Source organism: Psychrobacillus sp. OK032, from assembly GCF_900111345.1.
Taxonomy (GTDB): Bacteria; Bacillota; Bacilli; order Bacillales_A; family Planococcaceae; genus Psychrobacillus.
Window position 1 is genome coordinate 20,554 of record NZ_FOGY01000015.1, and the last position, 11,657, is coordinate 32,210.

Sequence of the window (11,657 nt, forward strand, 5' to 3'; positions counted from 1 at the left end):
TTCATTTCTTCTTTTTTGATCCTTAACCTAATTTTTGTTATCCCCCAGTTTCAGCGGTATAATTAGGTAATTACTAATTATAAAGAGGGAACCCACTTGAAAAATACACCTTCCGAATCAATCTTTTCCACACTTTTATTGACCATCAAACAAGCTTTTGCAGTAAACAAGAACCCTCTTCCATGGTTGAAAGCTTTTAGCGCAGGTATTTGTGCTGGTTTACCAGTGCTAATCGGTTTTTTGTTGGGAAGTCTAGAGTACGGGCTTATTGCGGGTCTTGGTGGCTTAACGTATCTTTATGTATTTAACATACCATATGCATTTCGAGCTAAAAAATTATTTTTTGCATTAATCGGATTATCGATTGTAATGGGGCTAGGCACGTTGGTTGCGCCTTATCCTTTTGTATCAGCGTTTGTAGTTGCGCTAATTGGAGCAATTGGTACGTTTCTGTTTGGGGCTTTACGAATTACAGGACCGGCGGCTATCTTTTTTGTTTTAGCTTTTTTAATGGGCACGGGAATGCCTATAGATCCTACATTAGCTCCACTACGTGCAGGACTTGTTTTTCTAGGAGGAGCATTTTCTTGGGTCATTGGTATGATTGGCTGGTTTAACAACCCGCATGGACCAGAGAAAGTAGCGGTGAAGAAAGTATATGCTGAACTTGCTGATTTTATCGAATCGGTTGGAACGGAGGGTTTTGATAATTGCAAGGAAAAAATCGGAACTTCTTTAAAATCAGTAGATGAACTTCTTTTGTCTGGATATATTCCTTGGCAAGTTTCGGAAACATTTAAACGCCTTGTTTTATTAAAAGAAGAGGCAAATAATGTGTTTCTGTATGTTCTCGAAAATGATGGAAAGCTAGAGGAGAAATTGCCTAACGAAATAGGAGCGACCCTTCGATCAATTTCCAGTAATATTGACAAGAATGAGCAGGAAATTATTCCATCACTTGAGATACCTGATAATAAGCTTGCCCATTTGTATGTAATGGTAAATGAAGCTAGCATGCTTCTAATCGAACCATTATCCAATATTCAGCGGGAGATAAGCATTTCCAAGCCATCTCTTCGTGTCGTGCTTGGGGGAGCGTTTGATAAAAATTCTATTGTGTTTTTGAATACAATACGGTACGGTATTGTTCTCTTTGTAGCTGCAATTATTGCACAATCATTTGATTTTGATCGATCGTATTGGGTAACTTTATCGTGTGCCGCTGTTTTATCAGGTGCAACTATTATGGGGACATTCCACCGAGCAATCCAGCGCTCGCTTGGGACAATTATAGGCATATTAATCGCTACAGCTGTTCTTTATTTTCAACCAGATGGCTATGTCATTGCAATTGCTATTTTTCTTTTGACATTTTTGACGGAACTTGCAATTGTTTTGAATTACGGGATTGCTGCATTATTTATTACTCCGAATGCATTATTACTTGCAGAAAGTACAACAAAAATACATGATATCTCCTATTTTGCTTCTGCTCGTGTATTTGACGTACTCGTCGGGTGTGCAATCGGTCTAATTGGGACGCTCATCATGAACAGGAAAAGTGCCGCAAGCTTAGTTCCCCATACAATGGCAAAAACAATTCGAAGTCAACAACAATTCTTACTCACACTTTTTTCGAAAGAATCTAGTCTAATAAAACCTGAACATTCAAGAGAACTAAGCAAAATGCAGACAAACCTAACGAATTTAAAAATTGTCTATACGACTGCTTTAGGAGAAATTCCTAGAGATAAAGCACGACTGGATCTTCTATTTCCTGCGATCCACTCGATTGAACAGCTTGGTTATTTACTAGATACCTCGGCTAAATATAAAGATCGACCAATACTCTCTGATAGCGACCTTTCGCAAATGCTACTCGTATTTGAAACGATGGCAAAATCAGCAGAACAGGAACTAAAATTTTCTAAAAGGTCTATTCCTGAGATAAGCGGATTTAATAAAATTCAAACGGAAGTCGAACGTCTGCAGGATTCACTGCATGCAAGTGGATTGAAGGTTGAAGAAGGAGTGCAGGTTTAGACGCCTGGGACACTTTTTTCTATGCATATGTTCTTTTGGCATCATTAAGCCTTTTAACAAATGGCTCTGTTAAAGGAAAAGGTTGATTACTCGTTAACGACTATGTAGAATTGGTTTCCCTATAAAACATTGGCATTGGATATTTATGTAAAAATCAATATAATATTGTGAAAGTGTTCACTTAACCTAACGAGGCAGTTTAGTTGAACAAGGAATTATCGTAACTGAACAGAGCTTCAATACAACAAGAACAAATAAAAAAGGTCGGTTTCATACAGGAAATCGACTCTTTTGTTGTAATTCGATTATCGTGCAAAATTAATGAAATGTTAGCTATCGGGGAAATTTTGCTGAAGAATTACTTTTCTAAATAAGTCCATACTACACAAAATAACATAAGGGAACTACAATCTTTGATTTCGGCTGATTACGGCCAAAAGAATGTACCGCTTCTGTCATGTTTTTTACCAGAGATTCCCGCTCGCTTTACCACTTATCGCCAATGCATTTCCAATGGTATCGTCAGGAAAGTGCAGATTTACAACGTAAGGATTCTGAAAGATAAAAAGCCTAATCCCTCCGTATTTTTAGCGAGGAATTAGGCTTATGTTCTTCCACAAACGCGGCCGATTGCTGAAGATCAAGATAATGATTATGAATACTTTCATTAGTTTGTTGAACGCCCCCGTAAGAAGCTGTCCCATATAGTTTCTTCAACCATAAAAAATCCTTCGTGTGAACATCCAGCTAATATCCATTTATCATTCTATTTGTTCCATAACGTTATTTATAACTGCGTTTTACTGAAAACATTCTAATTTTCCTAATAAATCAAGAGATATATCATTTATTCTTTATCAATTGGTGAATGAATATGATCCTCATATGTGTCAACATACATATTTCCATTACCTGACAAGACTGCATATAATACATCATGTTGAACTAAGTTACGTTTCTTTAATTCCGAATGTAACCATGATTCCGTTAAGTTATTTTGTTCTAAATTTTTCTTTATTACTTCCCGATCCATAATAAGTTCAATTGGTAAATTAAATTCAGGAGTTATCGGTATCATTAAATCTTGTCTAGTTACATTTCTGAATTGAGGCTTTTTTAAGACTGTTAATGACCCATTTGTCTCTATAATTGCAAACAGTACCTCTTCAATATTAAAGACGTCCTTTTCCCTTAACTGTTGATTTAAATAATCTAACGTATAGCGCATCTTATTCATATTTTTCTCTAGTATTTTTCCGTTTTGAATAACAATAGTCGGGTCACCAGCTAAAAACTTTCTACCTTTTCTACTTTTTAAGGAAATGAGAGCAATCGTAAAAATTATAACGACATAAATGACAAATGCTATGATAGTATGATCTACCTTTAAAGACGTATTAAAGGCTAAGTTCGCTGCAATGGCTCCTAATGAAATTGTTGCAACAAAATCAAACATCGTCATTTGAGAGATTGTTTGTTTACCTAGTATTCGTGTTCCTATTAGTAACATTCCAAAAGAAGTGATTGACCTCAAAATAATCTCGAAATGTTCAGGCATTTCAACACCTCATTTATCTTTTACTAATAGACTTTACTATTTCTCCCTTTCTTAACCTTTATTTTAAGGATAGGCTCTTAATAATCTAGATTGTCAATAAACTGTTTAAATTCATTTTAATTAATACTCTATTTCTTACATAGATAAATATGTTTTAATTTCCCATTGATAGTTATAACCACATCTTAATCCAGATTTTACTTTTGTATAATTGTTATTGTTATACTTTAATTGAATAACTAAGAGCATCATTTCATTCCCTAACAATGCCTTACTAAACAATCTGCTCCTATAATTGAAATAGACGCAATCATTTTAAATAATAGCGTCCGATTGATGAAGATGCCTATTTAAGTAAAGCACCTGAATATATTCTCCTGATTCACAAGGATAAACTCCATCATTAAGGGGATCATATCTTTAAAAAAGATGGTGTGCCTAATGAATAAAACTATACTCCCCATACTCATTCTTACTTTTCTTTTACTCAGTTTTGGCGAAAAAACTACGGAAGCAAAGGTAGATACTGAAGTAATACCCCAAAATCAATTTCCAAGTCTAATGGAAAGGGCATTCCTAAGAAGCCTAGATGGAACAATTCTTGATATAATGCAAAACCACGGTGATAATCAGTTATTCGAATATGGGAGAATAGAAAAGGTATCTGGAAACGATCCATATGACATCACATTAAGAGTGATCGGATTTGAAGGTGCACATAACCCTCCATACAAGTTAATACGTATGACTATTCGTATACCCGGTGACAAAGAGGATACCAATTATACTGTTTTATCTTATTCTCATCGACATATCTCAGACAAAGAATTTGAGAAGTTAACTAAATATGCTACGTATGATTAAAGTAAATATCCTATGGGCCAGCAACAAGACCATCAATTCGGTGGTCTATTTAACGTCCATAACATCAGGTGGGTTTCGACGATTCAGTGTGAAATGTTACACGTTAAACTAAAGAAACAGAATTTCAAGAGATTATTTTCGTGTTTTCTTTTAGATTAAGGTTACAATATGAATGGGAACGTACGTTTTTGTGGAGAGAGAAGAAGCTCTACCAATCCGCAAACAGATGAACAATAAATGTCTATAAAAGAAAGGAAACACAATGAAAAATACGAATTTTAGTGAAGTCGTTGAACGTTCTATACAATTAAGAAAAGTTTACCATCGTTTAGAACGAAAGTATCATGAAAAAGAATGGACAGTAGAAGAAGATGCATTAGCTTTCCTGACAGATGCTGGTTTGATCGGTCGTCTAACAATGTCACAACAGGGTCGTTGGCCAACAAATGGGGAAACTGCATCTGAACTTGAACATAAGATTGGTGAATGCATGTGGTGGTTAATTATTTTGGCTGAACGTATGAATATTGATAGCAGTGAAGCGTTGGAAAAATTCTTAACCAAAACTGAAAAAAAATTAGGGGATTGAGAAGAGATTATCGATTAGACTATGCACAAAAATAGGCGTTTCTTCCAGAAGAAACTTTTTTTCTTGTTGAACTCACGGGTGCTTTAGTTCAGCAAGTGGCAGCCTGTAAGGGTAGCTTTTTCTTCTTGAACTAACGCAGCAGGTTAGTTCAAAGAAAATTGAAAACTAAACTATGTAAGTACAAAGGGGAAATAAAGTTACGGTATGTCAAATTATCAATGTCATTACAATGTTTTCATTTTATGAAAGTAATGAATAAAACATCAAGCGTTTATTGGATTGATATATAATATTCTGCATGATATAATGTAAAAACGCCAAAAATTTTGCGAGTGATAAAATATGGAAAATATTACATTTAAAATTATATGTTTTTTAATACCAAACCCTCGACTGCTATCAGTCGAGGGTTTTTCTTGCTTCAAGGAAAGAATTATACATAGACGAAACTTTACTTATTAAACTATCTAATTTGAATTGTTCAAGTGTATGAGGAGGAAATAATATGGATAATAAAAAGTATAATGACCTTAAATTAGGTGAACGTGGTGCAATAATTAGTATTATTGCGTATATATGTCTTTCCATCTTGAAGCTGGTTATCGGGTATATGAGTGACTCTTCGGCATTAAAAGCAGATGGTCTAAATAACACAACCGATATCATTGCTTCAATTGCTGTACTTATTGGACTTAGACTTTCACAAAGACCACCGGATAAAGACCACGGTTACGGTCATTGGAAAAGTGAAACAATTGCATCTATGATTGCATCATTTATTATGTTAGCGGTTGGAATACAAGTACTGAATGATGCTATTAGCTCCATGTTTCACGGTGAAAAAGAAACTCCTAATATTCTTGCTGCATATGTGGGTGTTTTTTCATCAATAGTCATGTATTTTGTTTATCGCTATAACAAAAAATTGGCAAATCAAATAAAGAGCAAAGCAGTTATGGCAGCTGCAAAAGATAACATTTCAGATGCTTGGGTAAGTATAGGAACAGCAGTAGGTATATTCGGATCACAACTTAATATGCCATGGCTTGATACGATAACGGCGATTATTGTAGGTTTATTAATTTGTAAAACAGCTTGGGATATCTTTAAAGAAGCTTCTCATGAGCTTTCAGATGGATTTGATGTAGATAAAATTGAACTATATCGGAATGTAATCACAAAAGTAGATGGAATTAAGGGGATTAAAGAAATTAGAGGGAGAAACTACGGTAGTAATGAGGTAATAGATGTCGTAATCCTTGTTAATTCTAAGTTAGGTATTAAAGAAGCTCATGATATTGCTACCCATGTTGAAAAAGTCATGATCAAAGATCATGGTGTCTATGATGTACATGTTCATGTAGAGCCAAATTAATTAATAATGAAAGTATTACCTAAGATATTCTTTACTCTTAGCGTTTCTTTTAAATTGAAGATCATTGAGCTACTTAGAAGGTTCTTTTTTCTTATTGAACTAAAGCAGCAGTTTAGTTAAATAAGGAATTACTAATATAAAGAGTCTAATTATCAATAAAAAATGGTTATCTAACGAAGTAATTTAGTTGAAGAGTAAATTATAATAGAGGTTAAATGAGGGGAGGGGATGGATATGACAATAAATGTTATGTCAGCTAAAATAGAGGATTTTAACACGATTAATTCTATTGTCAAAGAAGGGCAAGATGAACATTCTGAAGCATTACCGCATATTTTTCAGAAGGTTGAACAAGTAATGCCAGAAAATTATTTTCAAAAATTATTAGAAAACCCAGAATGTGAAATCTTGGTTGCTAAATTTAAGGGAAATGTGGTTGGATTTGCTGTAATGGAATTAAAAGTGTCTCCTACATTTGAGTCTATGACACCGAGAAAGTATGCTTATATGAATGATTTTGGAGTTAAAAACAACTACCAAAGAGAAGGAATTGGAAGTGCTTTATTCCAAGCTTGTGTGGATTGGTCAAAAATTAATAGTGCAGCATCATTAGAATTAAATGTATGGGAGTTTAACCAAAAAGCAATTTCTTTTTATGAGAGATTTGGAATGTCTACAGTGAGTAGGAAAATGAATTTAGATTTTTAATAGTATAGTTGTTGTTCAAGTAACGGGTGTTTTAGTTAAAGTATATTGGTACGCCATAGTTAACTTTTGAAATAAAGAAGCTGGATAGAATTGAAATTAAACATTGGTAGGACTTCGTTCAGCTTTCCTTTTTATCAGTTAAAGTAGTGGCAAGCTTTTCGAGAAAATGTGAATAGTTTCACTTAAACTAACGGGTGCTTTACTTCAAGAAGGAGTAAAGCCTTTTTTCTTATTGAACTAAAGGTGCAGTTTAGTTGAAGAAAGAACGCCAAGTAAATTTAAAAGAAAATAAGAGAATTTTTATGGGAAGGATGGCGATTATGGAACAGTGGCTTGATGTTCAAACACTTATCTGGTTATTTCCGATTATGTTTATCCTTCATGATTTTGAAGAAATTATTATGGCTGAAGGGTGGATGAAGAGGAATTCAACTATGATATATGACATATTGCCGGAAAGAATTGCGGATAGAGTGATTAAACAATTTTCTATGTCAACAGCCCAGTTTGCAGTTGCCGTATTAGTTATATTTCTATTCGTAAGTAGTTCAACCGTTATGGCAAATCAGTATGTGATTCAAGGAGTACTTGGTAATATTTATATTTTTACCATTATTACATTGGCTTTTTTTCTACACGCTTTTACTCATATTGGTCAATCTTTCATTCTTCGTTCCGTTACGCCTGGTGCATTTACTTCGTTGATTGTTATCATTCCATACAGTTTATTTTTATATCGTTCATTATTAGTGAATGAAGTAATTACATGGGAAATTATTTTTCTATGCTTACCTTTTTGTCTATTAATTATCCCAGTTGCTTTGCTTGCTCATTGGATTGGAAAAAAAAGTAGGATAGAAATCTAATATGCTAATTTTACTAACGGGTGCTTTAGTTAAGCATGTGGCTGCCTGTAAGGGTAGCTTTTTCTTAGGTCATTACGGTGTGGCGTTAGTTTATTTGGAATTTGGATGGCGTTTTTGAGTTCTATTTGGATAGGAACTAAGAATGAAGTTTAAGTTTATAGAAAAAGTTATAAGAATAATGATCATTGGTAATGTCGCTTATGTAAGTCTATGCTTTTTTAAAAATTAAGTGTGAATAAGTGTAATTAAGCTAACGAGGGCATTAGTTCCACAAGTAAAAGGCAGTAATCACTATCTAGATATTCAGCAATCGGGCGCGATTATGGAGTAAGAAAGGACATAACATATTAGTCATATAAAATATGTTATGTCCATTAATTTATCTGCATTTTTTAAAATAGGTCTTGATAAGGTTTTGTATAACTGCTTTTTAAGCTTTTACTTCTTAGAATTATCGTGTTTTACCACAATTTCCTGAGAAGCAGTAACTGTGTTTCCGGCACTATCGGTTGCTTTATAAGTAATAGTATAAACACGGTCTCCGCTGCCACTTCTTTCAGCACGTACTAAGAAGTTTAGATCGGATGTCCCGAATTCAGCGCCTTGTATATCTTGAGTTGTATTTCCAGAACCTTTTGCGTGATCCGGTTGATTACTTACAATCGATACCAATTCATATGAATCAACTCCAGATAAATTGTCGACTGCTTTGACTGAAGCATTTATCGGAACCAACTTGTGGTTTTTATTTGTGATAACTGATTGATCTAAGGAAACGGTTAATGTTGGTGCTGTTTTATCGATTTTTACCTCAATGGATTTAGTTTCTTCAACATTACCTGCCTTATCAATGCTCTTATACTCAACTGTGTTTACGCCTTCGTTTTGTAATTCGAACGCATTGGTATACTGGCTCCAATCACTATCATTTATTTTATATAATGTTTTAGCAACACCCGATTTATCATCGGTAGCATTTAATGAAACTTTGACATCACTTGAGTACCATTCATTAGCCTTTGGTAAAGAAGATTTTAGTTCCATTTTTGTTACAGGGCTAATTTGATCGGATGGGACTATTTTAATAGAATAATCGCTTAAATCGCGGTCCTCATAAGTGGATACATATTCTAAATCGCGGTATATATAAGTTAATTTTTCGTTATAATAAGCAATGGAATTATTTTGATTATCCCATACATAGATGTTTTGTAGTTTATATTCACCTTCAGCATCATTCTTATTGACGGGGAAAGTCCCTTCATATTTTCCAGTTTTAGAGTTATAGTAGAGGCCCATAGATCTAGTACCGCCGTTCGGAAAACGATAGCTCACATTTACAGATTTAACCCCTGATAAATCGTCTGTTATATCTGCCGACATCTTAACATGATTACCAACGGAAGCCTCTTTAGCTGAAACTGTAAAACTATTTACTGTTGGCGGTGTAACGTCTGAATTGGTTTCATATACATTGATGTCATAGTCGCTTAAATCGCGGCTTTCAGATTCATAATCTTTGTAGGGGTATGTTTGGTTTAAATATTCATAGGAATTTCTTTCACTATCCCTTACAGAGATGCTACTTATTTTCCATTTACCTTCAGTATCATACTGACCGACGTTGAAAGTCCCTTCATATTTTCCAGTTGCAGAGTTATAGAAGAGGTTAACAAGTTTACCACCCGTGTCTTTCGGATTACTATAATACACACTTACAGATTTAACCCCTGATAAATCATCTGTCACATCTGCCGATATCTTAACTTGGTCATCAACCGTGGCCTCTTTATCTGAAACTGCAAAACTATGTAATGTCGGTGGTGTACGATCCACTTGTGCAAAGCCTGTTGATGTTGGAGATACTAATGATACTATCATCAATAAAACCATTACTCGTGCAAGAAAACGTTTCTTCAAAACTATCATGATCAAACCATCTCTCCTCTGTATTACGATTTCATTATCTTATCAAATAACACATCTAAACCTTTTTACTTTTGTAGTATATTATAAAAGAATAGTAAAAGAATAGTAAATCAACGGAAAATGAACGATTAGACTTAGATTTGGGACGTGGGGACAGGTCCGTTGAACCGCCATATACTTCTAAAATTAAATCTTTCTATTATTTGGTGGGTCAAGGTACCTGTGAACTATAACCAGAATAATGGACACTCTTAAAAAGATGTCTTACAACTTTTGGGAAATGATATTGAAAAATTTGTTGTGGTATTGAAACGGTTAACTGAGGACTTAAACATACAAAGCTATTTTAGAGGTGATGGTCGATTGAGTTCTTATTTAGAAAAAAACAATAAAAGCTCATTAATTAAAAATGTGAAAACCACATTTAGTTTCACCACGGTGACCGCATCAGAAATAAATATCAAAAGGCTATTTGGTACAAAGATTTATATTCGTTCTTCAGCAATCGGGCGCTTTTCTTTAATAACCATCCCCTAAGTCTATTAAAACGCCAAAAATCCCTACTTTTATATTGAAAGAAGGGATTTTTCTTTTTATTCAATTATGGGAATTTAAATTAAAGCACTACACTACATTGAATAAACAACTTTATTTTTTTGAAAGACTTTATAGTAAATTAAACAACTTTATTGTTACTTGTTAGTTTATTTTTTTATCCGAAACATCAAGTAGATCTCAGAAATCCATTGTGAAATGTTACACTTAAACTAACGGGGCAGCATTCCTGTTTGAAAGATTTTCAGGGTCTTGCAAGAAAAAGAGTCCTCTAGTATGATGCTGAGTGTCAACTGGCATTGACCCATTATCATACAAGGAGGACCCCTCTATGAATTCTAAAATGAATCAAAAAATTAATCAAGTTACTGAAAACACACTCGTTGTCGGTATGGACATCGCTAAGCGAGTTCATTACGCCTGCTTCGTTGATGATCGTGGCCGCATGATAGAAAAAGCATTTCCTGTTAATCAATCAAAAGAAGGCTTCGAGAGTTTGTATGAAAAGATTCTTCAAACGATGCAGGAAACGAAGAAAACAGAGGTCATCGTAGGCATTGAACCGACAGGTCATTATTGGATGAACTTAGCGTATTTCTTGGATCAATATGGCATACCACTCGTTATGGTGAATCCCTTACATGTTAAACGCTCGAAAGAACTAGACGATAATCTACCAACTAAGAACGATAAAAAAGATGCATTAGTCATCGCCCGGTTATTGAAAGACGGACGCTTTAGCTATCCTCGTATATTAAAAGAAATAGAAGCTGAACTTCGTATTGGCTCTACTCTCAGATCAAAGTTAACGGAGGATCTAGCAAGTATAAAAAATCGGATCATTCGTTGGCTAGATCGTTATTTTCCTGAGTTTACACAGGTCTTTCCGGCTTTTGGAAAGATGGCACTGGCCACATTAGAAAAGACACCATTACCACAAGATATTAAAAATAAAACAGCAGAAGAGCTTGTTTTTCTCTACCGTCAGGTAGAGGGGATGAGAGCGCCTCAATTACCTAAAGCGAAGCTTCTTATAGAGACTTCCATAAACTCGATTGGATTGACAGAAGGTACCCAGATGGCCCGACAAGAAATCGCCACTCTCCTTCGTCAATATCGCTTATTAGAAAGCGAAATTGAATCCGTGAACAGTCAATTAGCCGAAATGGC

10 protein-coding genes are annotated in these 11,657 nt (G+C 34.6%); 8 read left to right on the forward strand and 2 right to left on the reverse strand.

Annotated features, from left to right (window positions below):
• Nucleotides 1-96: 96 nt before the first annotated feature.
• A complete protein-coding gene (locus BMZ04_RS20520; RefSeq protein ID WP_093277054.1) occupies nucleotides 97-2,043 on the forward strand; it encodes an FUSC family protein in 1,947 nt (648 codons plus the stop codon).
• A gap of 847 nt (nucleotides 2,044-2,890) precedes the next feature.
• On the opposite strand, the gene BMZ04_RS20525 is transcribed toward BMZ04_RS20520, so the two are convergent.
• Nucleotides 2,891-3,601 (reverse strand): DUF421 domain-containing protein, encoded by a 711-nt coding sequence (locus BMZ04_RS20525; RefSeq protein ID WP_093277058.1) that lies wholly within the window; start codon nucleotides 3,599-3,601, stop codon nucleotides 2,891-2,893.
• A 441-nt stretch (nucleotides 3,602-4,042) separates the two neighbouring features.
• On the opposite strand from BMZ04_RS20525, the gene BMZ04_RS20530 reads away from it, so the two are divergent.
• The 5 genes from BMZ04_RS20530 (at nucleotide 4,043) to BMZ04_RS20550 (ending at nucleotide 8,003) form a co-directional block, all read left to right on the forward strand.
• Entirely contained in the window at nucleotides 4,043-4,465 is a 423-nt protein-coding gene (locus tag BMZ04_RS20530; protein ID WP_093277062.1) for a hypothetical protein, read from the forward strand.
• 262 nt (nucleotides 4,466-4,727) lie between these two features.
• A complete protein-coding gene (locus BMZ04_RS20535) occupies nucleotides 4,728-5,054 on the forward strand; it encodes a nucleoside triphosphate pyrophosphohydrolase family protein (protein ID WP_093277065.1) in 327 nt (108 codons plus the stop codon).
• 505 nt (nucleotides 5,055-5,559) lie between these two features.
• Complete coding sequence (locus BMZ04_RS20540) at nucleotides 5,560-6,429, forward strand: cation diffusion facilitator family transporter (protein WP_093277069.1); 870 nt, start codon at nucleotides 5,560-5,562, stop codon at nucleotides 6,427-6,429.
• Between the two features lie 234 nt (nucleotides 6,430-6,663).
• Nucleotides 6,664-7,137, forward strand: coding sequence for a GNAT family N-acetyltransferase (locus BMZ04_RS20545; RefSeq protein WP_177184529.1), 474 nt, complete (start codon nucleotides 6,664-6,666; stop codon nucleotides 7,135-7,137).
• A 254-nt stretch (nucleotides 7,138-7,391) separates the two neighbouring features.
• On the forward strand, nucleotides 7,392-8,003 hold the full coding sequence (locus tag BMZ04_RS20550) for an HXXEE domain-containing protein (RefSeq protein ID WP_255368047.1): 612 nt from the start codon (nucleotides 7,392-7,394) through the stop codon (nucleotides 8,001-8,003).
• Nucleotides 8,004-8,441: 438 nt separating this feature from the next.
• Here the strand turns inward: BMZ04_RS20550 and BMZ04_RS20555 are convergent, their stop codons facing one another.
• Nucleotides 8,442-9,938: an OmpL47-type beta-barrel domain-containing protein gene (locus BMZ04_RS20555; protein WP_093277075.1), complete on the reverse strand. Its 1,497-nt coding sequence runs from the start codon at nucleotides 9,936-9,938 to the stop codon at nucleotides 8,442-8,444.
• 267 nt (nucleotides 9,939-10,205) lie between these two features.
• On the opposite strand from BMZ04_RS20555, the gene BMZ04_RS22115 reads away from it, so the two are divergent.
• Together BMZ04_RS22115 and BMZ04_RS20560 are read left to right on the forward strand one after the other, a co-directional pair.
• The gene (locus BMZ04_RS22115) at nucleotides 10,206-10,469 is read left to right on the forward strand and encodes a hypothetical protein (RefSeq protein WP_143128332.1); all 264 of its coding nucleotides are present in this window, start codon (nucleotides 10,206-10,208) and stop codon (nucleotides 10,467-10,469) included.
• Between the two features lie 349 nt (nucleotides 10,470-10,818).
• A partial coding sequence (locus BMZ04_RS20560; RefSeq protein ID WP_093277078.1) for an IS110 family transposase occupies nucleotides 10,819-11,657 on the forward strand: 839 nt, incomplete at its 3' end.

Bases quoted from the DNA above. Each gene is read 5' to 3' on its own strand.
- BMZ04_RS20530 (WP_093277062.1), top strand. From the start codon at position 4,043: ATGAATAAAACTATACTCCCCATACTCATTCTTACTTTTCTTTTACTC.
- BMZ04_RS20535 (WP_093277065.1), top strand. From the start codon at position 4,728: ATGAAAAATACGAATTTTAGTGAAGTCGTTGAACGTTCTATACAATTA.
- BMZ04_RS20540 (WP_093277069.1), top strand. From the start codon at position 5,560: ATGGATAATAAAAAGTATAATGACCTTAAATTAGGTGAACGTGGTGCA.
- BMZ04_RS20525 (WP_093277058.1), bottom strand. From the start codon at position 3,601: ATGCCTGAACATTTCGAGATTATTTTGAGGTCAATCACTTCTTTTGGA.
- BMZ04_RS20545 (WP_177184529.1), top strand. From the start codon at position 6,664: ATGACAATAAATGTTATGTCAGCTAAAATAGAGGATTTTAACACGATT.